25 protein-coding genes are annotated in these 22,357 nt (G+C 46.6%); 22 read left to right on the top strand and 3 right to left on the bottom strand.

Annotated features, from left to right (window positions below):
* Nucleotides 1-56 precede the first annotated feature (56 nt).
* The 3 genes from nhaR to OX890_RS17005 all read left to right on the top strand — a co-directional run bounded on the left by nhaR (nucleotide 57) and on the right by OX890_RS17005 (nucleotide 1,720).
* Nucleotides 57-965 carry a transcriptional activator NhaR gene (gene nhaR, locus OX890_RS17015; protein WP_063884532.1) on the top strand — a complete coding sequence of 303 codons (909 nt, stop codon included), beginning with the start codon at nucleotides 57-59 and terminating at the stop codon, nucleotides 963-965.
* A gap of 85 nt (nucleotides 966-1,050) precedes the next feature.
* On the top strand, nucleotides 1,051-1,299 hold the full coding sequence (locus OX890_RS17010; RefSeq protein WP_126492496.1) for an FAD assembly factor SdhE: 249 nt from the start codon (nucleotides 1,051-1,053) through the stop codon (nucleotides 1,297-1,299).
* Entirely contained in the window at nucleotides 1,280-1,720 is a 441-nt protein-coding gene (locus tag OX890_RS17005; RefSeq protein ID WP_268649608.1) for a protein YgfX, read from the top strand. The genes OX890_RS17010 and OX890_RS17005 overlap by 20 nt, the downstream gene beginning before the upstream one ends.
* Nucleotides 1,721-1,771: 51 nt before the next feature.
* Here OX890_RS17005 and nadB read toward each other — a convergent pair whose 3' ends face one another.
* The gene (gene nadB / locus OX890_RS17000) at nucleotides 1,772-3,385 is read right to left on the bottom strand and encodes an L-aspartate oxidase (protein ID WP_168823426.1); all 1,614 of its coding nucleotides are present in this window, start codon (nucleotides 3,383-3,385) and stop codon (nucleotides 1,772-1,774) included.
* A gap of 189 nt (nucleotides 3,386-3,574) precedes the next feature.
* On the opposite strand from nadB, the gene rpoE reads away from it, so the two are divergent.
* The 12 genes from rpoE to OX890_RS16940 all read left to right on the top strand — a co-directional run bounded on the left by rpoE (nucleotide 3,575) and on the right by OX890_RS16940 (nucleotide 13,666).
* Nucleotides 3,575-4,153 carry an RNA polymerase sigma factor RpoE gene (gene rpoE / locus OX890_RS16995; RefSeq protein ID WP_006080773.1) on the top strand — a complete coding sequence of 193 codons (579 nt, stop codon included), beginning with the start codon at nucleotides 3,575-3,577 and terminating at the stop codon, nucleotides 4,151-4,153.
* Between the two features lie 41 nt (nucleotides 4,154-4,194).
* Nucleotides 4,195-4,821 carry a sigma-E factor negative regulatory protein gene (locus tag OX890_RS16990; protein WP_006080774.1) on the top strand — a complete coding sequence of 209 codons (627 nt, stop codon included), beginning with the start codon at nucleotides 4,195-4,197 and terminating at the stop codon, nucleotides 4,819-4,821.
* A 12-nt stretch (nucleotides 4,822-4,833) separates the two neighbouring features.
* Nucleotides 4,834-5,766: a MucB/RseB C-terminal domain-containing protein gene (locus OX890_RS16985; protein WP_006080775.1), complete on the top strand. Its 933-nt coding sequence runs from the start codon at nucleotides 4,834-4,836 to the stop codon at nucleotides 5,764-5,766.
* Nucleotides 5,767-5,776: 10 nt separating this feature from the next.
* A complete protein-coding gene (locus tag OX890_RS16980) occupies nucleotides 5,777-6,250 on the top strand; it encodes a SoxR reducing system RseC family protein (protein WP_006080776.1) in 474 nt (157 codons plus the stop codon).
* Nucleotides 6,251-6,416: 166 nt separating this feature from the next.
* On the top strand, nucleotides 6,417-8,207 hold the full coding sequence (lepA, locus tag OX890_RS16975; RefSeq protein ID WP_006080777.1) for a translation elongation factor 4: 1,791 nt from the start codon (nucleotides 6,417-6,419) through the stop codon (nucleotides 8,205-8,207).
* A gap of 183 nt (nucleotides 8,208-8,390) precedes the next feature.
* Nucleotides 8,391-9,308: a signal peptidase I gene (gene lepB / locus OX890_RS16970; RefSeq protein WP_063884535.1), complete on the top strand. Its 918-nt coding sequence runs from the start codon at nucleotides 8,391-8,393 to the stop codon at nucleotides 9,306-9,308.
* 1 nt (nucleotide 9,309) lies between these two features.
* Nucleotides 9,310-9,990 carry a ribonuclease III gene (rnc, locus tag OX890_RS16965; protein WP_006080779.1) on the top strand — a complete coding sequence of 227 codons (681 nt, stop codon included), beginning with the start codon at nucleotides 9,310-9,312 and terminating at the stop codon, nucleotides 9,988-9,990.
* Nucleotides 9,987-11,003 carry a GTPase Era gene (gene era, locus OX890_RS16960; protein ID WP_006085067.1) on the top strand — a complete coding sequence of 339 codons (1,017 nt, stop codon included), beginning with the start codon at nucleotides 9,987-9,989 and terminating at the stop codon, nucleotides 11,001-11,003. Before rnc ends, era begins: the two co-directional genes overlap by 4 nt.
* Before the next feature lie 28 nt (nucleotides 11,004-11,031).
* Nucleotides 11,032-11,724, top strand: a complete 693-nt coding sequence (recO, locus tag OX890_RS16955; protein WP_126492492.1) for a DNA repair protein RecO — start codon at nucleotides 11,032-11,034, stop codon at nucleotides 11,722-11,724.
* 89 nt (nucleotides 11,725-11,813) lie between these two features.
* Nucleotides 11,814-12,551, top strand: coding sequence for a pyridoxine 5'-phosphate synthase (gene pdxJ, locus OX890_RS16950; RefSeq protein ID WP_126492491.1), 738 nt, complete (start codon nucleotides 11,814-11,816; stop codon nucleotides 12,549-12,551).
* The gene (gene acpS, locus OX890_RS16945; RefSeq protein ID WP_126492490.1) at nucleotides 12,551-12,934 is read left to right on the top strand and encodes a holo-ACP synthase; all 384 of its coding nucleotides are present in this window, start codon (nucleotides 12,551-12,553) and stop codon (nucleotides 12,932-12,934) included. The genes pdxJ and acpS overlap by 1 nt, the downstream gene beginning before the upstream one ends.
* Nucleotides 12,935-13,144: 210 nt before the next feature.
* On the top strand, nucleotides 13,145-13,666 hold the full coding sequence (locus OX890_RS16940) for an Mpo1 family 2-hydroxy fatty acid dioxygenase (RefSeq protein WP_126492489.1): 522 nt from the start codon (nucleotides 13,145-13,147) through the stop codon (nucleotides 13,664-13,666).
* A gap of 100 nt (nucleotides 13,667-13,766) precedes the next feature.
* Here OX890_RS16940 and OX890_RS16935 read toward each other — a convergent pair whose 3' ends face one another.
* Entirely contained in the window at nucleotides 13,767-15,041 is a 1,275-nt protein-coding gene (locus OX890_RS16935) for an HlyC/CorC family transporter (RefSeq protein ID WP_006080785.1), read from the bottom strand.
* 99 nt (nucleotides 15,042-15,140) lie between these two features.
* Nucleotides 15,141-15,929, bottom strand: coding sequence for a cytochrome C assembly family protein (locus OX890_RS16930; protein ID WP_006080786.1), 789 nt, complete (start codon nucleotides 15,927-15,929; stop codon nucleotides 15,141-15,143).
* A gap of 289 nt (nucleotides 15,930-16,218) precedes the next feature.
* Here OX890_RS16930 and ffh point away from each other — a divergent pair, with 289 nt between their 5' ends.
* The 7 genes from ffh to tyrA all read left to right on the top strand — a co-directional run bounded on the left by ffh (nucleotide 16,219) and on the right by tyrA (nucleotide 22,282).
* On the top strand, nucleotides 16,219-17,592 hold the full coding sequence (ffh, locus tag OX890_RS16925) for a signal recognition particle protein (RefSeq protein WP_006080787.1): 1,374 nt from the start codon (nucleotides 16,219-16,221) through the stop codon (nucleotides 17,590-17,592).
* A 218-nt stretch (nucleotides 17,593-17,810) separates the two neighbouring features.
* Nucleotides 17,811-18,062 (top strand): 30S ribosomal protein S16, encoded by a 252-nt coding sequence (gene rpsP, locus OX890_RS16920; protein ID WP_006080788.1) that lies wholly within the window; start codon nucleotides 17,811-17,813, stop codon nucleotides 18,060-18,062.
* 20 nt (nucleotides 18,063-18,082) lie between these two features.
* Nucleotides 18,083-18,613 (top strand): ribosome maturation factor RimM, encoded by a 531-nt coding sequence (rimM, locus tag OX890_RS16915; RefSeq protein WP_006080789.1) that lies wholly within the window; start codon nucleotides 18,083-18,085, stop codon nucleotides 18,611-18,613.
* A gap of 15 nt (nucleotides 18,614-18,628) precedes the next feature.
* Nucleotides 18,629-19,375, top strand: a complete 747-nt coding sequence (gene trmD, locus OX890_RS16910) for a tRNA (guanosine(37)-N1)-methyltransferase TrmD (RefSeq protein WP_126492488.1) — start codon at nucleotides 18,629-18,631, stop codon at nucleotides 19,373-19,375.
* Nucleotides 19,376-19,409: 34 nt separating this feature from the next.
* Nucleotides 19,410-19,763 (top strand): 50S ribosomal protein L19, encoded by a 354-nt coding sequence (rplS, locus tag OX890_RS16905; protein WP_006080791.1) that lies wholly within the window; start codon nucleotides 19,410-19,412, stop codon nucleotides 19,761-19,763.
* 260 nt (nucleotides 19,764-20,023) lie between these two features.
* The gene (locus tag OX890_RS16900) at nucleotides 20,024-21,115 is read left to right on the top strand and encodes a 3-deoxy-7-phosphoheptulonate synthase (protein WP_006085074.1); all 1,092 of its coding nucleotides are present in this window, start codon (nucleotides 20,024-20,026) and stop codon (nucleotides 21,113-21,115) included.
* A gap of 27 nt (nucleotides 21,116-21,142) precedes the next feature.
* A complete protein-coding gene (gene tyrA / locus OX890_RS16895; protein WP_126492487.1) occupies nucleotides 21,143-22,282 on the top strand; it encodes a bifunctional chorismate mutase/prephenate dehydrogenase in 1,140 nt (379 codons plus the stop codon).
* The last annotated feature ends 75 nt before the right edge of the window (nucleotides 22,283-22,357 follow it).

Here is a 22,357-nt window from a genome sequence, read left to right as displayed (position 1 = left end):
AGGTTTTAATCCCTCTGCGCCTTGGGCGTATGAGGGACGATTCACAACGGATGAGCATGCTGCACTTGAATTACAACCACCTGTATTATTTTTGGATGATTAAGAAAAAGGGCTCGGTTGCTAAGGCGGCCGAAGCCCTCTGTTTAACGCCGCAAACGATAACGGGGCAAATTCGTGCCCTGGAAGACAGGTTGAATGGCAGTTTATTCAAGCGAGTAGGGCGGACACTGGAAGCCACTGAGTTAGGTGAGTTGGTATTTCGCTACGCAGATAAGATGTTTAGTCTTAGCTATGAAATGCTCGATTTACTTAACTATCAAAAAGATGATGCCATGCTTTTTGAAGTGGGCATTGCTGATGCCTTGTCTAAAGCCTTAGTTAGCCGTGTCTTGTTATCCGTCGTCCCCAATGACAGTTCTATGCATTTAGCTTGTTATGAGGCGACCCACGAAAGCCTGATGGCGCGTTTGCGTGAGCATAAACTGGATATGATCCTCTCCGACTGCGCCGGTGAATCACTGAAGTATCCCGAAATCTTATCTAAAAAGTTGGGCGAGTGTGGTGTGAGTTTTTTCTCCGCTGATACTTATAGTGCTGATTTCCCCGCCTGTTTAGAGCAAGGCCAGCTATTAATCCCCGGCCGCAGAACCTCACTTGGACAGCAGTTATATCGCTGGTTTGACGAACAAAATCTTAAAGTCAGTATCTTGGGTGAGTTCGACGATGCGGCCATGATGAAGGCCTTTGGTTACCTTAAACGGGGGATATTTGTCACGCCGTCGATTTATCGCCAAGAAGTGATTTCCCATGGGATGAATTTGCTCGGTGAAACCACGGATGTGAAAGAGGAATACCATGTGATGTTTGCCGAACGTATGATCCAACATCCTGCGGTAAAGCGCTTGTTAGATACAGATTTCAGCGATCTCTTTGCTGGACGCGATATGCAAGTAAAACAATGCTAATTTTGTGAGCCAATGTGAAGGGTTAATCGACACTTTAGTCACTGAACTGATAGACTAATGCCAAATCTGTGTTGGGAGAAATACCTTGGAATTAATGAACATCGCAAGGGTTCGCTGGGCATGTCGCCGCGGGATGCTTGAATTAGACGTTTTGTTTCAACCTTTTGTTGAAAATTTCTATCAAGAAATGTCCGATCAAGATAAAACCGTGTTTATCCGTTTGTTGGAATGTGAAGATCCCGAATTGTTTGCATGGTTTATGGGTCATGAAGTGTGCCCTGATGCTGAGCTTGCGCGCATGGTAGTGAAAGTCCGTGGAAGACCGGCACCATAGTTTCAGTGTAAAAGCCTCCTTCGACCAACGACTCTCGTTGGTCGTTTTTATTTGTGTCTGCTCTAGCTCATTTCTGCTCTGGCCTCAAAGCGACAATCTCACCTTATCCCTGATTAAGTATCTGTTTATCCTGCTAGTTTGTATTTTCTTGCTGTCACAGTTGTGGCGACTGCAGCATTGGCGTTTAGATTTTGTGCTGAGTGATAAAGGCGAGGGACGTTTGTCAACGGGTGAGCACTTTCAGGTATTAAAGCGAACTTGGGTGACACCCTTTGTTTGCTTGATGTATATCGAAGTGGATACTCAGTTGCGGCTCTTGATGGTTTGGGCGGATATGCTAGACGATACTGACTATCGGCATTTATGTCGGCTGTTATTGCGGGCTAAAATAAAACAGACTAAACCTCATACTGAGGTTTAGTCTGTTTTCAGCAAGCCAAATAAGAACCTAAGCCTATAAACACATAAGCGGTTACTTTTCTGGTAGTAGAATTGTTGGGCGCGGCGCGTCTAATTTCTCAGGGTGATCGATATTAAAATGCAAACCACGGCTTTCTTTACGCTCCATGGCACAGCGAATAATCAACTCGGCCACTTGCACTAAGTTACGTAATTCGAGCAAGTTATTGCTGACTCTGAAGTTACTGTAATACTCTTGAATTTCTTGCTGTAACATCAGGCAGCGGCGTAGTGCTCGTTCCAGACGTTTATCCGAGCGCACAATCCCAACGTAGTCCCACATGAATAACCGCAGTTCGTGCCAGTTATGGGCGATGACCACTTCTTCGTCCGAGTTAGAGACTTTGCTTTCATCCCATGCTGGAATTTGTCCCGGTATTTGAATTTTATGCAGTTGGCTTTCTATGTCCTGTGATGCCGCACGGGCAAATACTAAACATTCGAGTAGCGAGTTACTCGCCAGACGATTGGCGCCATGTAAACCGGTATAGGCGACTTCACCAATGGCATAGAGGCCGTTGAGATCCGTTTGACCGTGCATATCTGTCATCACGCCGCCGCAGGTGTAGTGAGCCGCAGGTACGACAGGGATAGCATCTTTAGTGATATCAATTCCCAGCTCTAAGCAGCGGCTATAGATGGTCGGGAAATGCTTCATCACAAAGTCAGCATCTTTATGGCTGATATCCAGATACACACAATCGGCACCCAGACGTTTCATCTCATAGTCGATAGCGCGGGCAACGATGTCACGGGGTGCGAGTTCAGCGCGTTCATCAAAGTCCGGCATAAAACGGCTGCCGTCAGGACGACGCAGATACGCACCTTCACCACGCAGGGCTTCGGTGAGTAAGAAGTTGCGCGCATCGGCATGGTACAAACACGTCGGATGGAATTGGTTGAACTCCATATTCGCCACGCGGCAACCTGCACGCCATGCCATGGCAATACCATCGCCGCTAGCAACATCGGGGTTTGAGGTATATTGATAAACCTTAGAGCTACCGCCTGTTGCTAACGCAACAAACTTGGCCTTGACGGTTTCGACGTGTTCTTCGTTTCGATTCCACACATAAGCGCCTAACACACGATTACCTGGGCGATTTAACTTACGGGTGGTGATGAGGTCGATGGCGTTATAGCGTTCTAAAACTTGAATATTGGGGTGGGCGAGTGCGCGTTCCTGTAAGGTGGTTTGCACTTCTTTACCTGTGGCATCGGCAGCGTGCAAAATACGTCTGTGGCTATGGCCGCCTTCACGGGTTAAATGGTAAGGTGCGTCTTTTGCATTACCGTCAGTGGTTTCTTCTTTATCGAAGGCGACGCCACATTCGATAAGCCATTGCATCGCACTCTTAGCATTTTCAGCGGTAAAAGTGACGACGTCTTTGTCGCATAAACCCGCACCTGCGATTAATGTGTCTGCAACATGGGATTCGATAGTGTCACTTTCGTCGAAGACGGAGGCGATACCGCCCTGGGCGTAGTAAGTCGACCCTTCCGAGAGTGGGCCTTTTGAAAGCAGAATTACTTTTGCTTTTTCAGCAAGATGCAAAGCTAGTGTCAGACCTGCGGCACCGCTACCTATGACTAATATGTCAGATTGGTGTTCAACTACTTGTTTCATCGGGTATCATGATGTGACTGAAGAGTGCCAACTATGGTAAACCAACTCACGGATTATGGGTACTTTCCTTTTAACCTTACTTTTTTGTATATTTTTTAGAACTTTTTCAAAGTACGCGAGTCTACATAAGTGAATATGATTCGAGCGACTGAGAAATCAGCATTTTAGATTTAGGAGAAGTCGGCTCGGATGAGTGGACAATTAAGTGATCAACAATTAGTTGAGCGCGTACAACAAGGTGATAAAAACGCTTTTAACCTGTTAGTGCTTAAATATCAAAGTAAAGTCATTAGCTTGATATCCCGTTATGTACGGAACCAAGCGGACGTTGCCGATGTCGCACAGGAAGCGTTTATCAAAGCTTATCGAGCTTTGCCAAACTTTCGCGGTGAAAGTGCATTTTATACTTGGTTGTACCGCATCGCAGTAAACACTGCGAAGAATTATCTCGTATCACAGGGGCGTAGAACGCCCGCTAATGATGTTGATGCAGAAGATGCCGAATATTATGAAGGCAGTGATGCGCTGAAGGAGTTCGCCTCCCCAGAACGGCTATTGTTATCGGAAGAAATCAAAAAAGTGATTTTCGATACCTTAGAAACGCTGCCAGAAGAATTACGAATGGCCATCTCGTTGCGTGAACTTGATGGTATGAGTTACGAAGACATTGCCATAGTCATGGATTGCCCCGTAGGGACCGTAAGATCGCGTATCTTCCGAGCTCGAGAGGCAATCGATAAAAAGCTCCAGCCGTTGCTGGAAGCTTAAATTCTTATTTTAAGAAACCCTTATATTTAGACAGGTGAAAAATGGATAAATTAGGTCAAGAATGGGTATCTGCGGCAGTCGATGGAGAGACTGATGCGCAGACCATGGCAGAGTTATCTGCTGATACACATTCACATGATAAATGGCATAACTATCATATGATAGGCGATGCCATGCGTGGCGAGTTGCCGCAGAATATTGTGTTAGATCTCTCTGCTAGCATTGCCGCCGCCATCGAGCTTGAGCCAGCGATAGTTGCGCCTAAGCATCATGCGTCTAAGGTTGCTGCACCTGTAACCCCGCAAATTGCCGCCAATGCGCAGCAAAACCGCGTTGTACCTTTGTTTAAGCAATTTGGCCAATATGCCATTGCTGCGACGGTTGCTATGTTTGCGATTGTCGGTGTGCAGAATTACAATCAGAGCGCCGATGATGCCGCGTCACCATCGCCAGTATTGATTACCAGACCGCTAATTGGTAGCGCATCACCTGTGAGTCTACAAACGGGTCCAGTTCAACAGAATCAAGGTTATACCAATGATCAAGTGAACGAGCAGCGTCGCCGAATTAATACTTATATTCAAGATCATATGTTGCAACAACGATTGAATACCGGTGCGGTTGTAGAGGACAATACCGAGGTCGTACCCGTTCCGGTCAATCAATAACGAGGAGTTAGCTTGCGTCTAATCCTGTTGGCTTTATTAGCCTTGGTCTTTCCTGCGATGGCGCAGGAAGATATGCCTGCCAAAGTCTGGCTCGAGAAAATGAGTCAGGCCTTACGAGAGAAAGAGTTTAAAGCATCGATTATTCAACTTCAGGCCGATCATATTCGGCCTTTGGTTTACCTGCACGGTAAGGTGAATAATCAAGAAGTTGCCTTTCTAGAATACCTTAACGGTCCACCTAAAAATGCTGTGCGTGTCGGCAATCGTGTCACCTTTATTGAGCACGACGAGCCTGCATACAGTATTGTTTCTAATCATATCCAAGGTGTTTGGCCTGCCGCTTTTTCTGCCAATATGGCGGATTTAGAAGTGGGTTATCAGTTTGTGCTTGGTGGTCGCACCCGTATTGCTGGTCGTCCGGGGCAAATGATCCGCCTATTGCCCAATGATGAATTCCGTTATGGCTTTCAAATTTGGCTCGATATGGAAACCTATCTGCCGCTGCGATACGACATGCTGACTCAAGATAAGCAATTGCTTGAGCAGATCATGGTGATTGAACTCATCGAATTCAGCGAGCCGCCAGCCATTTTGCAAGAAGCCTATAAGCAAGAATGGCCGGCAGTTATCGATCAAGCCGAGCGCCAAGACGGTCAAAACTGGCAATTTGCTTGGTTACCCGCAGGTTTTACTGTGGTCGTGCGTGATCACCATAGATTGATTGGTAGCCATGAGGCGGTGGAATACATAGCACTAACTGATGGGCTAGCGAGTATCTCCGTTTATGTTGCGAGAGCAAGTACAAGTCCATTGCCTGAGGAGTTAATCACCCGTAATGGTTTGTCGTTAGTCTCAGAAAAAGTGGGTAATGCCGAAGTGGTTGCTGTGGGTAAAGTGCCGACAGAAACTCTAACGCGCATTGCTAAAAGTCTGACGCTAGAATAGGACGCCGATTATGATGGAAGAAATTGCCCGAGTCGTCGCCAGTGATAGCCAAGGCTGGTTGACGGTTGAAGTCGAACTTAAGAGTACCTGCAAGAGCTGCAGTAACAGTGAGTCTTGCGGGACTTCTGCTGTGGCTCAGGCTTTTTCCTCGAAAACCCAGCAATTTTCGATTCAGAGTGAGCGCCGCTGCGAGGCTGGTGAGTTACTCAAATTAGGACTTCCCGAGAGCGTAATCCTCAAAGCTGCGGCATTAATCTATTTAATGCCGCTGTTTGGTTTGTTTGTTGGCGCGGCGTTAGGCCAATTTTTAGGCCAGTTGCTTGAGTTTAATCCTAACCTCGGTGCCATGGGCTTTGCGGCCGTTGGTGCCTTGCTTGCGTGGTCTTTTGGTAAGCAACAGGCCAAACGCTTAGAAGTCGATGCTCAACCTGTGATTTTGGCCTATTTGGGCATGAGCATCAATTTACAAGAATTAGCTCAATAATTTCAATGTGTTATTTTTTATCAAATAACAGCTAACTGCGGTTTTGGGCGTTGTTTTATCGGTCTGTCCTAAGTAGGAGTGAATGTGATTGGTATTGAAACCGCAATCAGGTACAATTTCGCTCCTTTGAACCGTATCCATTTTCAGTATTAGTCATTGCAGCATAATGAAACAAATTAGAAACTTCTCAATTATTGCCCATATCGACCATGGTAAATCGACGCTATCAGATCGTCTTATTCAGGTTTGTGGCGGTTTAACCGACCGTGAAATGGATGCTCAAGTTTTAGATTCTATGGATCTAGAACGTGAGCGTGGTATTACGATTAAGGCACAAAGTGTCACTTTGGATTACAAAGCCAAAGATGGCCTTGTCTATCAACTCAACTTTATTGATACCCCTGGTCACGTTGACTTCTCCTACGAGGTCTCGCGCTCATTAGCTGCCTGTGAAGGCGCTTTGCTGGTGGTTGATGCGGGTCAGGGCGTTGAAGCTCAGACACTGGCAAACTGTTACACCGCGCTGGATATGAATCTAGATGTGGTACCTATTTTAAACAAGATTGACTTACCACAAGCCGATCCAGAACGTGTTGCTGCCGAGATTGAAGATATCGTCGGTATCGATGCCATGGATGCTGTGCGTTGTTCGGCTAAAACCGGTGTCGGTGTCGACGAGGTTTTAGAAGTCATTGTTGCCAAAATTCCACCGCCAGAAGGCGATCCTAACGCACCATTGCAAGCCTTGATCATCGATTCTTGGTTTGATAACTACCTAGGCGTAGTGTCTTTAGTGCGAATTAAACACGGTAGCCTGAAAAAAGGTGACAAGTTTAAGGTAATGTCTACAGGACAAAACCACACTGCAGATCGCGTCGGTATTTTCACCCCAAAACAAACTGATAAAACCGAACTTAAAACCGGTGAAGTAGGCTTTGTGATTGCGGGTCTGAAAGAAATTCACGGCGCGCCCGTGGGCGATACATTAACTTTAGCCAAAAACGGTGCTGAAAAGCCGTTACCTGGCTTTAAGAAAGTGAAGCCACAGGTATACGCTGGCGTATTCCCGATTTCTACTGACGAATATGAAAACTTCCGTGATGCGCTGAATAAGCTCAGCCTGAACGATGCGTCATTATTCTTCGAACCAGAAAGTTCATCGGCACTCGGTTTTGGTTTCCGCATTGGCTATTTAGGCCTGCTGCACATGGAAATCGTACAAGAGCGTTTAGAGCGTGAATACAACCTAGAGTTGATCACCACAGCGCCAACCGTAGTGTACGAAGTCGTGATGACCAGCGGCGAAACGATTTATGTCGATAACCCGTCTGATCTACCAGCGATTAACAACATCGAAGAAATGCGTGAGCCGATTGTTGAGGCCAACATTTTAGTGCCAAAAGAATACTTAGGTAACGTGATTACCTTGTGTATTGAAAAACGTGGCACGCAAGTGAACATGGTTTACCACGGTAACCAAGTGGCTGTGACGTATCATCTGCCAATGGCGGAAGTGGTCATGGACTTCTTCGACCGTTTGAAATCCACTAGCCGTGGCTATGCATCACTCGAATATAACTTTATTCGTTTCGATCCTGCAGACATGGTGCGTTTAGATATTCTCATCAACGGCGACAGAGTCGATGCCTTGGCTATGGTTATCCATAGATCCAACATTCGTCACCGTGGTTTAGCCTTAGTCGATAAGATGAAAGAGCTGATCCCGCGTCAGATGTTTGATATCGCGATTCAAGCGGCTGTGGGCAGTCAAATTATTGCTCGTTCAACCGTGAAAGCCCTGCGTAAAGACGTAACGGCTAAATGTTATGGCGGCGACGTTTCTCGTAAGAAAAAACTCTTAAATAAACAAAAAGAGGGTAAGAAACGGATGAAGCAAGTGGGTAACGTTGAGGTGCCACAGGAGGCATTCTTAGCGGTACTTAAGCTAAACGAGTAATCGTTAGCATAAGAAATGACCATTTAGTTGACTATTGCGCCGCTGTTTGCGGCGCTTTAGTTAGGTTATCGCATTGGTTTATCACTTTGGTTTACCAAGGTCGAATACGGTAAGTTAACTAAAGTATGATATTCGCTGAGTTAGGCACCTTTAAATGATTTTAAAGCAGGAGTTCAATAAGCAATGGCAGCGTATTTTTCTATTATTCTAGTGCTAATCACCCTGATCTCAGGACTTATTTGGTTAGTCGATGTGCTCGCATTCGCCCCTAAGCGTCGTGAGAATTTAGCGTTAGCCAAGGCCTCGCAAGCGACGTTAACCGAAGAAGCCGAATACCAAATCATTCGTGAATCGACCATAGTCGAAACCGCACACTCTATTTTCCCTGTGATTGCCTTTGTGTTGATCCTGCGTTCATTCATTTATGAACCATTTCAAATCCCATCGGGTTCTATGATGCCAACCCTCTTAGTAGGCGACTTCATTCTGGTGGAAAAATTCAGTTATGGGCTTAAAGATCCCGTATGGCGCACTAAACTGGTTGAAACCGGCGAGCCAAAACGCGGTGATGTGATCGTGTTTAAATACCCTGAAAACCCGACAATTGACTACATCAAACGTGTTGTCGGTTTACCGGGTGATAGAATTATTTACCGTAATAAGCAGTTGATGATCCAGAAGGCCTGTGGCGTTGAGCAAACAGATTGCCCAGAACCACAAGTTATCGCCCGCACTGAAATCAGTCGTGGTGATTACAGCCAAGATGGCGTGCCATTACTGCGTTACACGGAGCAACTGGGCGAAGTCGCCCACGATATTTTGATCAACCCAAGTCGTCCCGACATGTTGGGATATTTTAAACGCGAAGGTAACTTACCTGCGGGTGAGTTTTTAGTGCCAGAAGGCCATTACTTTGCTATGGGTGATAACCGCGATAACAGCACCGACAGTCGTTTCTGGGGCTTTGTGCCAGAAGAAAACCTAGTCGGTAAAGCGGTAGCGATTTGGATTAGTTTTGAATTTGACCGCTCAAAAGCCGACTTCCTCCCAACTTGGGTACCGAGCGGCGTGCGTTTTGAGCGTGTAGGTGGAATTAAATAGCATGGAACCGATTAAAAATTTGCCACGTTTGTGTCGTACTTTAAGTTATGAGTTCAAGAATATTGAGCTGTTGACTCAAGCGCTGACCCACAGAAGTGCGGCAAATAAACACAATGAACGCTTAGAGTTTTTAGGTGATTCAATTTTATCTATTGTGATTTCTGATGCCTTATATCATCAGTTTCCGAAGGCGACCGAAGGCGATTTAAGCCGGATGCGCGCTACCTTAGTGCGCGGTGATACCTTAACGATCATCGCCCAAGAATTTAAGCTCGGCGATTATTTATATCTTGGTCCTGGTGAATTAAAAAGTGGCGGATTTAGACGCGAGTCGATTCTTGCCGATGCGGTTGAAGCCATTATTGGCGCCGTTTACCTTGATTCCGATCTCGAAGTTTGCCGTGCATTATTGCTGAAATGGTATGCCGAGCGTTTGGCCGAAATTCAACCTGGGATCAGCCAGAAAGACGCGAAAACCTTACTGCAAGAACATTTACAAGGGTTTAAAAAGCCACTGCCTGATTACCAAGTAATCAACATAGAAGGCGATGCCCACGATCAGACATTTACCGTTGAATGTCGTATTGAAGACTTGAGCCAAAGCGTCATTGGTGTGGCGAGTTCACGCCGTAAAGCCGAGCAAATCGCGGCCGCTCAAGTATTGGAGTTACTAAAGAAATGACCAAAAAAACAGACTTGTCAGGTATCGATGCTGCAAAAGCGGCAACTGAGCCGAGTTTAGATGAATTACTGGCAAGGATGAATGCGGCCGCGCCAACGCCGTCGGCCCATTACGATGTCACTTATTGCGGCATGGTGGCGATCATTGGTCGCCCTAACGTCGGTAAATCGACGTTAATCAATCGTTTGCTTGGCCAGAAGGTGAGTATTACTTCTAAAAAGCCGCAAACGACGCGCCACCGTATCATGGGTATTCATACCGATGGTCCTAAGCAAATCGTGTTTATCGATACACCGGGTTTGCACATTGAAGAGCAGCGGGCGATTAACCGCCTGATGAACCGCGCAGCGGCCAGTTCGCTTGCCGATGTGGCTATGGTCATTTTCGTGGTCGATGGCATGACATGGACCGCCGATGATGAGATGGTGCTCAGCAAGTTACGCCGTGGCGGCGAAGAGCGTCAGACGATTCTGGCGATCAACAAAGTCGATAATATCAAAGACAAAGAATCATTATTCCCGTATTTGGAAGAAGTCGCCAAAAAATATCCTTTCGATGAAATTTTGCCGATTTCAGCCAGCAAGGGCACTAACGTCCAGCGAATTTTAGAGCTGGCAGCAGCGTCGATTCCTGAAGGACCTTTCTTCTTCCCTGAAGATTATGTTACTGACCGTTCGCAACGTTTTATGGCGTCGGAAATTGTGCGTGAAAAACTGATGCGCTTCCTAGGTGATGAATTACCCTATGATGCGACGGTTGAGATCGAACAGTTTAAGATGATGGAAAATGGCGTTTATCAAATTAATGCCCTGATCCTCGTTGAGCGTGAAGGTCAAAAACGTATGGTGATCGGTAGCAAGGGCGAACGTATTCGTACTATTGCGACTCAAGCCCGCTTAGACATGGAAACCTTGTTTGATAATAAAGTCTTCCTCGAAGTGTGGGTGAAAGTGAAATCTGGTTGGGCCGATGATGAACGCGCCCTGCGTAGCTTAGGTTACGGCGACGATTAAGCATTAATTCCAGCGAGCGCGCTTACCGATGAAACGTGGCTATGTTCTGCATCATCGTCCGTATCGAGAGTCCAGTGTCTTAGTTAACCTCTTAGTTGACGGCATTGGACGGGTCGATGTGGTTGCCCGAACCGGCAGCGGTAAGCGCTCTATCAAGAGTATTCTCCAGCCCTTTCAACCGCTGATCTTCGAATTTAGCGGTAAGTCTGAATTAAAAACCTTAACTCAAGTCGAAGCTGCTGCGCCTGCTGTGCCTCTATCAGGCCAAAGTTTGTTTGCTGGCATGTATATCAATGAGTTATTGGTTCGCACTTTGTCTGTGCAGCACAACGCCGAAGAGTTGTTCCTCATTTATCATCAAGCCTTAGTCGGCCTTGCCGCGAAGTTTTGCCAATCCCAACTGCGTTATATTGAGCTCGCCTTGCTGAGAGAATTAGGTTTTATGCCTTCGCTTAGCCGCGATACTCAGGGCGAACCACTCGTTGCTGAAGATTATTACCAGCTCGTGCCTGAGTTAGGCTTTCAATTTGTGCTCAACTCCCGTGCTCGCAACGCCTATCAAGGTGCTATGTTGACGGCGCTTAACGATAACCAACTCACCGATGTGCATTTTTTGAGCGCTAAGTTATTGATGCGCTCCCTGTTAAAGCCATTACTTGGGACTAAACCTTTGCTGAGTCGACAATTGTTCGTCAGCGCTGCCACGGCCAACCAAGATTGATGGGAATAATTCGCCCTAGCTCCTGTTTTTTTATGTAAGCCTAAGTACAATAAGCCGCAATATCAGCGTTCAACATTAAGGAGTTCCCGATGAGCCGTATCTTATTGGGCGTGAATATCGACCATATTGCTACTCTGCGTCAGGCGCGTGGCACCAGTTATCCTGATCCTGTGCATGCCGCCGCCGTTGCTGAGCATGCTGGCGCCGATGGCATCACTATCCATTTACGTGAAGACAGACGCCACATCATAGACCGCGATGTGTATCTGCTGGCGAAAACCTTGAAAACTCGCATGAATTTCGAATGCGCTGTGACCGAAGAAATGCTTAACATCGCCTGTGAAATTAAACCGACCTATGTCTGTTTAGTGCCAGAAAAGCGTCAAGAAGTCACCACTGAAGGCGGTTTAGATGTGGCGGGGCAGTTAGATAAAATCACTGCTGCGGTTACTCGTTTAGCCGCTGAGGGCATTCAAGTTTCCTTATTTATCGATGCCGATAAAATCCAAATCGATGCCGCTGTTGCCGCTGGCGCACCGCTTATCGAAATCCACACTGGCTGTTATGCCGATGCTAAAACGGAAGCACAAGAAGCAACTGAGTTAGCGCGTATTAGCGAAATGGCAAAATACGCCCACGGCAAAGGTTTAGTGGTTAACGCAGGTCATGGTCTGCATTATCACAATGTGAAACCCATTGCGGCGATTCCTGAGTTATATGAACTCAATATCGGCCATGCGATTGTCGCCCGTGCCGCCATTGACGGTTTAGCGACAGCAGTGAAAGACATGAAAGTGTTAATGCTTGAAGGTCGTCGAGGCGAATAATGGCGATTGTTGGCCTAGGCACAGATATCGTCGAGATTGAGCGTATTCAGGCACATGTGGCGCGCGCAGGCGACAAGCTGGCGAAACGTGTGCTGACCGAGGCTGAGTTGGCCATTTATACTGCCCATAGTCAGCCAAGCCGTTATCTTGCCAAGCGTTTTGCCGCCAAAGAAGCTGCAGCCAAAGCGCTCGGTACGGGTATTGGCCGCGGCGTGTCGTTTCAGCATATTCACATTGGCAACAATGAGGATGGTGCGCCGACGATTCACTTTACCGAGGGTGCTTTAGCGCGCTTACAGCAGCTTAAAGCGACGGTTGGGCATATCTCTATTGCCGATGAAAAATCCTATGCGATTGCGACGGTAATCATAGAGTCTCAATAACCCCGAGTTTTGTGTCTGTCGTCTATCAAAAAGGAACCTTAGGGTTCCTTTTTTCATTTCTGGATGAGTATCAAAATAAGTACCAAACAATAAAATGCAACAATTTGTTTACTTTCGCTGTTCAGCTTAATTGTTTTGCGCTAGTTTATGGCTTGCGCTTCGCTCAATTTGGCGCAGTTAAAAGCAGGGGCAAATGAAGAGGAACCCAAGATGAAATCCGCCGCAGAGCAGTTATCGACCTACAAAAGTGTGCATTTAAATCATCGTAATATTCAGACCCATTTTATTGGTATCCCACTGATTATTTGGTCTGCATTCCTGTTGTTAGCCACTGTACGTATTCCGCTGGGCAGTCTGGGTGAGACCAGTTTAGCTGTGATTGTCGGCGTGTTAGTGTCGGCCTACTATGTCCGTTTACACTTAAGGCTCTCAATGGGGCTGATCTTATTTATGGTTCCTGTACTGCTCACAACTGAATGGGCGGCGCATATTGCCGGTGCCACTTGGCTTGCCCTAGGGGTATTTGTGGTGGGCTGGGTGTTCCAGTTAATTGGCCATAAATATGAAAAAGCCAAGCCTGCCTTTGTAGATGATTTGAATCAGTTATTAATTGGGCCATTCTTCTTGATGGCGGAAGTGTATTTTATGTTGGGCCTAGAAAAGGCGCTCAATAATCAGATAACGCCGATGGCGATTGAAAAGCGCCGTGCACTTGAGGCGAAAAAGATTTAACTCGTTACATCACTTGGGAAAAGTATTGCTCGGGGGAGCAGTCGGCCGGACTACATATTAGTATGTGGTTCGGCCGATTTTTTATGGGGTAAATCGAAAGCTAAGCTCTGGGCGGGTGATAGTGCAGCGGTATGATTCGCACAGTTTTAATCATATTTTCTGCTACATCGATGATCTCTAAGGGATAACCGGCTAAACGTAAACTGGTGTTAGCTGAGGGGATTTCCTCTAGGTATTCTAGGATCAGACCGTTGAGGGTTTTAGGGCCGTCGGTCGGGAAGTTCCACTTCATTTCTTTATTCAAATCGCGAATGGTAATGCTGGCATCGACTAAGTAACTGCCATCTTGCTGCACTTTGATATCTTCACTCGGCGTGGTTAACATTGAAGTAGTAAAGTCGCCGACAATCTCTTCGAGAATATCTTCGAGCGTCACTAGACCTTGAATATCGCCATATTCATCAACCACTAAGCCGATACGCTCTTTGTTCTGTTGAAAGTTAGCCAGCTGTACATTGAGCGGCGTACCTTCTGGCACAAAGTAGAGTTCTTTCACTGCGCGCAGCAGAGATGACTTGCTGAATTGCTCTTTAGATTGTAATCGCAGGGCATCGCGCAAATGAATAAAGCCCACCGCATCGTCAACTGTGTCGCGATACACTAACACTCGGGTGTGCGGGCTTTGGATCACCTGACGATTGATGACTTTAAATTCGTCATTAACGTTAATCCCGTAGATATCTGAGCGCGGCACCATAATGTCTTCAACGGTGACTTTCTCTAAATCTAGGATAGATAACAGCATTTCTTGATGACGTTGGGGGATAAGAGCCCCTGCTTCATGTACGACAGTACGCAACTCTTCTTGGCTCAACGCATCGCTGCTATTAACGGTTTTAATTCCCATTAAACGTAAAAAGCCTGACGTGATGAGGTTTACGCCTTTCACGAAGGGCGCTAATAGGATCAACAACCAGCGCAGTAGTATGCTGGAGGGGAAGGCGATACGTTCGGGATTGAGTGCGGCGATGGTTTTGGGTGTGACTTCAGCAAATACCAATACAACGAGTGTCAGCACACCGGTAGCGATGGCGACACCTAAGTCCCCCCAGAGGCGCATACCAATAATAGTGGCGATAGCCGATGCTAAAATATTGACTAAGTTATTGCCGATTAAGATCAAACCAATCAAACGGTCAGGACGCTCAAGTAACTTCAAAGCTCTAATCGCCCCTTTATGGCCATTGCTGGCTAAGTGGCGTAGACGGTAACGATTGAGTGTCATCATGGCGGTTTCTGAGCCTGAGAAATAGGCTGAGAATAGGATAAGCACTAATAAAACGATCAGGAGTGCGCTTGTCGATATAGCGTCCAAAAAAGGCTCCAATATGGCCAGTAAACTTAAGTAAATACCGACATTTAAAAAAAGTGTCAAGTCGGCAGCGGCATTAACTGCCTTTGCCGACTTAAATGTTTAGTTGAGGATTAACTCTTTGACAATGCGCGCGCCAAAATAAGCGAGCGAAAGTAAGGTGGCGCCAGTCAAAGTGTAAATGACTGCGGTACGAATTTTACAGCCGACCCAATACTGTTGCCACAACATAGTTATGTATACAAACCAAGCCATTATCGACAGGATTGCCTTATGACCTTTGCCATCGGCGAACATGTCTTCAAGGAAGATAAAGCCAGTTGCGAGTGACAAACTGAGCAAGATAACGCCGATAATCACTAAATGATAAAGTTGTTTCTCAACTGTCATCAGTGGCGGAATACCTGGGCTCAGCATAAATTGCTTTTTCTTCAGCTTATTTTGGATCATCGCCAGTTGTATCGCATACAGGGCGGCTATCATCAGGGCACTGTAGGCCATGAGTGACAATACGACGTGGGCTAATACTTCAGGATAAAGCTCAAAATGCGTGATGAACTTAGGCGGCAATAACCAGAGTAGGGCCACCGAGAGCACAGAACAGGCGTAAACCACGGGCACTACAACAATCACCTTCAGCCTGAACATCAACACTGTAAAAGTAAAGGCGATAATCCAGTTCACTAAGGAAATCACGTTCGTCAGGCTAAAGTTTTGCCCATCGGTGGTGAAAATCACTTGGGATAATGCTGCAGCATGCAGAATGACCGCAATAGCAGCTATACCTGCGACGGCGCGGCGATTCGGACCGTCGGGGTGGAACAATCGACTCGTCACTAGTACCAATGCAATGCAATAAAAAAACATGGCTGAGGCAGAAAAGATGACCATGGGTAATTAACCTATTTGTGTAGTTAAAGGTGCCTTATAAACGGGGCATACAGATCAATATTTTCCCTAGAATAACATGAGCTGTCGGCAAATGGGCAGTGACATGAGTTGCAAAATTTAGCAGATTCTTATTGTTAGGGTTAAATAGTGTGTTAACGACAATAAAACATGACTCAGCTCAAGTAAAACACTTAACCACAATCAAGATGGGTGCAGCAGTAGCATAATGCGCATGCATCGTTATAATACAGCCCATCAATCGAGATTCTTAAAGGTATAGAACAGGACGATGTTTGAGAACCTAACCGACAGACTGTCACGCACACTGAAAAATATCAGTGGCCGTGGTCGCTTAACTGAAGAAAACGTTAAGGAAACCCTGCGCGAAGTGCGTATGGCACTGCTGGAGGCCGATGTTGCCCTGCCTGTGGTGCGCGAATTCGTTAATAATGTAAAAGAACGTGCCGTTGGCCAAGAAGTCTCTAAAAGCTTAAGCCCTGGTCAAGCCTTCATTAAGATAGTTCAAAGTGAACTTGAAAAATCCATGGGTGAGGCGAATGAAGCCTTAGATTTAGCCACTCAGCCGCCAGCCGTGATCATGATGGCGGGTTTGCAAGGTGCGGGTAAAACCACCAGTGTGGCCAAACTGGGTAAATTTTTACGCGAACGCCATAAAAAATCGGTATTGGTGGTTAGTGCCGACGTTTACCGCCCTGCGGCGATCAAACAGCTTGAGACATTAGCGCAAGAAGTCGCTGTGGAGTTTTTCCCATCGGACGTCAGCCAAAAGCCAATCGACATTGCGAAAGCGGCGATTGCCCACGCTAAATTAAAGTTCATCGATGTGGTGATCCTCGATACCGCGGGTCGTCTGCACGTCGACGAAGCCATGATGGACGAGATCAAAGGCTTACACGCTGCGGTCAAGCCTATCGAGACCTTGTTCGTTGTTGATGCTATGACAGGTCAAGATGCGGCGAACACGGCTAAGGCGTTTAACGAAGCTTTACCACTGACAGGGGTTATCTTAACCAAAGTCGATGGTGATGCCCGCGGTGGTGCAGCGTTATCGATTCGTCATATTACCGGCAAGCCGATTAAATTCCTCGGTGTCGGTGAAAAAACCGATGCGTTAGAACCGTTCCATCCCGATCGTATTGCCTCGCGTATTTTGGGTATGGGCGATGTGTTATCGCTTATCGAAGAAGTTGAGCGCGGCGTCGATAAAGAAAAGGCCATGAAACTGGCTTCGAAAGTGAAGCAGGGTGGCAGTTTTGATTTAGAAGATTTCCGTGAGCAGTTACAGCAAATGAAAAACATGGGCGGCATGATGAACATGCTGGAAAAACTGCCCGGTGTGGGTCAATTGCCACCAGAAGCCTTAGCGCAAATCCAAGACGGCAAGATGACAGGCCAAATGGAAGCCATCATTAATTCGATGACGTCCAAAGAGCGTAAGAACCCTGATTTAATCAAGGGCTCACGCAAGCGTCGTATTGCTGCGGGTTCTGGCACGCAAATCCAAGACGTAAACCGTTTATTGAAACAGTTTACGCAAATGCAAAAGATGATGAAAAAAATGTCTGCTAAGGGCGGCATGCAAAAAATGATGCGCGGAATGCGTGGCATGATGCCGCCTGGAATGAAATTTCCAGGCCGTTAATCGGACATTTTTAGTTAAACCTAGCACTTTATCAGTCGGTTGACTCTGGTAACAATGAACCGCTAACGAAGGACGCAGGCGTAATAATCGCCATCTTTAGTTGCATTAGTTGGAAACTCAGGTAAAATCTTCCGGCTTTCTATCTGGGACTCTTCGCGAACACGGGGTTCCAGTTTTTATTTTTGCTTCAAAGCAAATCATTAGAGGATTGAAAACGCATGGTTACCATTCGTTTAGCTCGTGGCGGCGCAAAAAAGCGTCCATTTTACAACATCGTTGTTGCTGATAGCCGTAACGCTCGTGACGGTCGTTTCATTGAGCGTGTAGGTTTCTTCAACCCATTGGCCCGTGGCCAAGAAGAAACATTACGTTTAGACCTAGCTCGCGTTGAGCACTGGGTTTCTAACGGTGCAGCTGCTACAGAACGCGTAGCAAAATTGATCAAAGACGCTCGTAAAGCAACAGCTTAATAGCGTTAAGGTATAGATTGATGAGCAGTAACCAACAGCCAGTCGTACTGGGGAAATTAGGCTCCTGTCATGGCATTAAAGGTTGGCTGAAAATCACCGCCTATACCGATTCTGTTGAAGGTATCTTTGACTACTCGCCTTGGCTTATTAAAGAAAATGGTGAGTGGCGCGAAATAAAGGTCACCCAGTGGCGTTATCAAGGCAAGGCCGTTGTTGCCTTACTTGATGGCGTAGAAACACGGGAGCAAGCGCAAATGCTCACAAATTGTGAGATTGCGATTTTGCCGGAACAGATGAACGATTTGCCAGCAGATGAATTCTACTGGCGTGATCTCATCGGTTGCGAAGTGGTCAATACAACTGGCTATAACATGGGAATTGTCGATCAGATCGTGGAAACAGGATCGAACGACGTATTACTCGTTAAAGCCAACGCTAAAGATAGTTTCGGCAAAGTGGAACGTATGATCCCCTTTGTCCCTGAGCAGTTCATCAAAACGGTGGACCTGCAAGGTAAACAGATTTTAGTGGATTGGGATCCTGACTTCTAAGTCGAGGTACAACAGATGTGGTTAGGGGTAATAACCCTGTTCCCAGAGATGTTCCGTGCCGTGACAGACTTTGGAGTTACGGGTCGAGCCGTGAAAAACGGCCTGCTCGAGTTGCACACGTGGAATCCCCGTGATTTCACCCATGATAGACATAATACGGTAGATGACAGGCCTTACGGCGGTGGTCCCGGAATGTTGATGATGGTGCAACCCTTGCGCGATGCCATCTATGCAGCGAAAGCCGCAGCGGGTGAAGGTGCGAAGGTGATTTACTTGTCACCTCAAGGACGCAAGCTGGATCAGCAAGGCGTCACTGAGTTGGCTCAATCATCACGTTTGATTTTGGTCTGTGGTCGATACGAAGGTATTGATGAACGCATCATTCAAACGGAAGTGGATGAAGAGTGGTCGATAGGGGATTACGTGCTTTCGGGCGGCGAATTACCGGCGATGACTCTGATAGATTCAGTATCGAGATTGGTTCCTGGCGTGCTAGGAAAACAAGCTTCGGCGGAGCAAGATTCTTTCTCCGACGGTTTACTGGATTGTCCACATTACACTCGCCCTGAAAGCCTTGATGGTGTTGACGTACCAGCAGTGCTGCTAAGTGGCAACCACGAACAAATTAGACTCTGGCGTTTACAGCAAAGCCTTGGTAGGACTTTACTGAGACGGCCAGAATTATTGCAAAATCTAGCTCTGACTGACGAACAAACGACTCTATTAGCGCAGTTCGTTGAAGCAATGAACAAGCATGCTTAGTCGTAGCTCAGTTAATTCTAGAACGGAGTAAGTTATGAACAACATCATTAAAATGCTCAACGATGAGCAAATGAAACAAGACGTACCTGCGTTTGGTGCTGGTGATACAGTAGTAGTTCAGGTTCGTGTTAAAGAAGGCGATAAAGAGCGTTTACAGGCTTTTGAAGGCGTTGTAATTGCTAAGCGTAACCGTGGTCTGCACTCTGCATTCACAGTACGTAAAATCTCTAATGGCGAAGGTGTTGAGCGTGCTTTCCAAACGCACAGCCCACTGATCGCTAGCATTGAAGTTAAGCGTCGTGGTCGCGTTCGTCGCGCCAAACTGTACTATCTGCGTGATCGTTCAGGTAAATCTGCACGTATCCGTGAGAAGCTGGCAACTAAGTAATAGTTACCGCTACAGAAAAAAAGACGTAGTGTTCGCACAGAAAACCGCCCTAGTGGCGGTTTTTTGTTGCTGTTTTTTGAGTATTTATACTTGATCTAAAGAGAATGAACAGGCATAGTGATCGCCTGATTGTAATGGTGTAGCATTACAAAAGTACATTGCGATGGATTTACGCTATTTTTCTTCCGAAATGAATGCCCAAGCTGACTTGAAGTCCTGCTTCGATAACTGGGTTAAACACTAAGTCTTAGGTGGTAAGCATGCAACAAGATACGATTAACAACGTACACATCAGTTCAGAGAAAGTTTTAATCACGCCGCAAGAGCTTAAAAATGCCTTGCCACTTTCTGAGCATGCTTATCGTTATATCCTCAATGCCCGCAAAACCGTGGCTGATATTGTCCATAAGCGCGACAATCGAGTATTGATCGTCACGGGGCCTTGCTCCATCCATGATATCGCCGCCGCTAAGGAATACGCTTTAAGGCTTAAAACCCTGCACGATGAACTCAGTGATGAGTTTTACATCTTAATGCGAGTGTACTTTGAAAAGCCGCGTACCACAGTAGGTTGGAAAGGCATGATCAACGATCCCGATATGGATGAATCCTTCGATGTCGAAAAGGGTCTGAAAATGGCCCGTGAGCTGATGATTTGGTTGGCCGAATTAGGGCTACCAGTCGCCACTGAAGCGCTTGATCCTATCAGCCCTCAGTACATTTCTGAGCTAGTGACTTGGTCGGCCATTGGGGCCCGAACCACAGAATCGCAAACCCATAGGGAAATGGCATCGGGTCTTTCTATGCCAGTAGGCTTTAAAAATGGCACCGATGGTAAGCTCGATGTGGCGATTAATGCGCTAAAATCAGCAGCCAGCAGTCACAGATTTATGGGCATTAACCAACAGGGCCAAGTCGCCTTATTACAAACTGCGGGCAATCCCGATGGTCATGTGATTTTACGCGGCGGTGCAACACCCAACTACGATGCCGCAAGCGTGGCAGAATGTGAGGCGCAGCTTCATAAAGCCAAACTCAATGCACGTTTGATCATCGATTGCAGCCATGGCAATTCATCCAAAGACTACAGCCGCCAAAAGCCTGTGTGTGAAGATGTGTTCGAGCAGATTTATAATGGCAATAAATCGATCATCGGCGTCATGCTTGAAAGCCATTTAAATGAAGGCAATCAAAGCTGCGATAAGCCATTAAGCGAGTTAGCTTATGGTGTATCTGTGACAGATTCCTGTATTAACTGGGAAAAAACAGAAACCATTTTACGTGACGGCGCGGTGAAGTTATCTTCAATACTCCCGGCACGCTTCGATATGCTTAAAGTAGCTAACGCTTAAATTGGCTACAGCTTAATGGACTCAGGTATGAATGAAAAAACAACGGCCGAATTAGAACATCTTCGCGGTCTGATTGATGGTGTCGATCAGCAATTATTGCATTTACTGCGTAAGCGCTTGGATCTCGTGGCGCAAGTGGGCACAGTGAAACACGGCGCCGGTTTACCGATTTATGCACCGCAGCGTGAAGCCGCCATGCTCGCTAAACGCCGCGAAGAAGCGAAAAACATGGGGATTGCGCCGCAATTAATTGAAGATATTTTACGTCGTCTGATGCGTGAGTCTTATCTCAATGAAAAAGATGTTGGCTTTAAGCAAGTTAAAAAAGATCTCGGCTCAGTGGTGATTGTCGGCGGTAAAGGGCAACTCGGTGGACTGTTTTCACAAATGCTGACCTTATCTGGCTACCAAGTGAATCTGCTCGATAAAGATGATTGGCAGCAAGCAGATAGCCTATTTGCCGATGCGGGCATGGTGTTAGTGACTGTGCCGATTGCGATTACTTGCGAGCTTATTCGCGAAAAGCTGACCCAATTACCAGCCGACTGTATTCTGGCGGATTTGACCTCCATCAAGACAGAGCCGGTTAAAGCCATGCTTGAGGCGCATTCTGGTCCTGTCGTCGGTTTCCATCCTATGTTTGGTCCCGATGTGGGCAGTCTGGCGAAACAAGTCGTGGTGGTGTGCCACGGCCGCTCGCCGGAGAAATACCAATGGTTGCTTGAGCAGATCGCTATTTGGGGCGCGCGGATTGTCGAAGCAGAGCCCGAACGTCACGACAGTGCAATGCAGTTAGTGCAGGCGATGCGCCACTTCTCGACCTTTGTGTATGGTTTGAATCTGTGCAAGGAAGAGGCTGATATTGATACTTTACTGCAATTTAGCTCGCCGATTTACCGCTTAGAATTGGCTATGGTAGGGCGCTTATTCGCCCAAAGCCCAGAGCTTTACGCCGATATTATTTTTGCCCAGCAAGATAGCCAACATGCTATTGGTGATTACTTAGACAACTACCGTGAAGCGTTAGAACTACTAAAACGCGGCGACAGGAACGAGTTTATTAAGCAGTTCCAAACCGTCGCTAAATGGTTTGGGGATTTTGCCCCTCAATTCCAGCGTGAAAGCCGCATTATGCTGCAATCGGTCAATGATATGAAAACCAATTAATAAAGAGTAAGTTACTCTTAAAAACGCCCGTCATTGACGGGCGTTTTTTTATGGATTTTTGGCAGGTTTTATAAC

The sequence above is a fragment of the Shewanella sp. DAU305 genome, assembly GCF_026802235.1.
Lineage (GTDB): Bacteria > Pseudomonadota > Gammaproteobacteria > Enterobacterales > Shewanellaceae > Shewanella > Shewanella baltica.
Note: the sequence above shows the minus strand (reverse complement) of the source record. Positions and strands in the feature narration are given on the sequence as shown.

What these genes read in the sequence shown, in the direction of transcription:
- pdxJ (WP_126492491.1), top strand. Translation starts at nt 11,814, where the DNA reads ATGAGCCGTATCTTATTGGGCGTGAATATCGACCATATTGCTACTCTG.
- rplS (WP_006080791.1), top strand. Translation starts at nt 19,410, where the DNA reads ATGAACAACATCATTAAAATGCTCAACGATGAGCAAATGAAACAAGAC.
- ffh (WP_006080787.1), top strand. Translation starts at nt 16,219, where the DNA reads ATGTTTGAGAACCTAACCGACAGACTGTCACGCACACTGAAAAATATC.
- nhaR (WP_063884532.1), top strand. Translation starts at nt 57, where the DNA reads ATGCTGCACTTGAATTACAACCACCTGTATTATTTTTGGATGATTAAG.
- tyrA (WP_126492487.1), top strand. Translation starts at nt 21,143, where the DNA reads ATGAATGAAAAAACAACGGCCGAATTAGAACATCTTCGCGGTCTGATT.
- OX890_RS16940 (WP_126492489.1), top strand. Translation starts at nt 13,145, where the DNA reads ATGAAATCCGCCGCAGAGCAGTTATCGACCTACAAAAGTGTGCATTTA.
- nadB (WP_168823426.1), bottom strand. Translation starts at nt 3,385, where the DNA reads ATGAAACAAGTAGTTGAACACCAATCTGACATATTAGTCATAGGTAGC.
- rimM (WP_006080789.1), top strand. Translation starts at nt 18,083, where the DNA reads ATGAGCAGTAACCAACAGCCAGTCGTACTGGGGAAATTAGGCTCCTGT.
- rpoE (WP_006080773.1), top strand. Translation starts at nt 3,575, where the DNA reads ATGAGTGGACAATTAAGTGATCAACAATTAGTTGAGCGCGTACAACAA.
- lepA (WP_006080777.1), top strand. Translation starts at nt 6,417, where the DNA reads ATGAAACAAATTAGAAACTTCTCAATTATTGCCCATATCGACCATGGT.
- OX890_RS16990 (WP_006080774.1), top strand. Translation starts at nt 4,195, where the DNA reads ATGGATAAATTAGGTCAAGAATGGGTATCTGCGGCAGTCGATGGAGAG.
- trmD (WP_126492488.1), top strand. Translation starts at nt 18,629, where the DNA reads ATGTGGTTAGGGGTAATAACCCTGTTCCCAGAGATGTTCCGTGCCGTG.
- lepB (WP_063884535.1), top strand. Translation starts at nt 8,391, where the DNA reads ATGGCAGCGTATTTTTCTATTATTCTAGTGCTAATCACCCTGATCTCA.
- rpsP (WP_006080788.1), top strand. Translation starts at nt 17,811, where the DNA reads ATGGTTACCATTCGTTTAGCTCGTGGCGGCGCAAAAAAGCGTCCATTT.
- OX890_RS16900 (WP_006085074.1), top strand. Translation starts at nt 20,024, where the DNA reads ATGCAACAAGATACGATTAACAACGTACACATCAGTTCAGAGAAAGTT.
- acpS (WP_126492490.1), top strand. Translation starts at nt 12,551, where the DNA reads ATGGCGATTGTTGGCCTAGGCACAGATATCGTCGAGATTGAGCGTATT.
- era (WP_006085067.1), top strand. Translation starts at nt 9,987, where the DNA reads ATGACCAAAAAAACAGACTTGTCAGGTATCGATGCTGCAAAAGCGGCA.
- OX890_RS16930 (WP_006080786.1), bottom strand. Translation starts at nt 15,929, where the DNA reads ATGGTCATCTTTTCTGCCTCAGCCATGTTTTTTTATTGCATTGCATTG.
- recO (WP_126492492.1), top strand. Translation starts at nt 11,032, where the DNA reads ATGAAACGTGGCTATGTTCTGCATCATCGTCCGTATCGAGAGTCCAGT.
- rnc (WP_006080779.1), top strand. Translation starts at nt 9,310, where the DNA reads ATGGAACCGATTAAAAATTTGCCACGTTTGTGTCGTACTTTAAGTTAT.
- OX890_RS16980 (WP_006080776.1), top strand. Translation starts at nt 5,777, where the DNA reads ATGATGGAAGAAATTGCCCGAGTCGTCGCCAGTGATAGCCAAGGCTGG.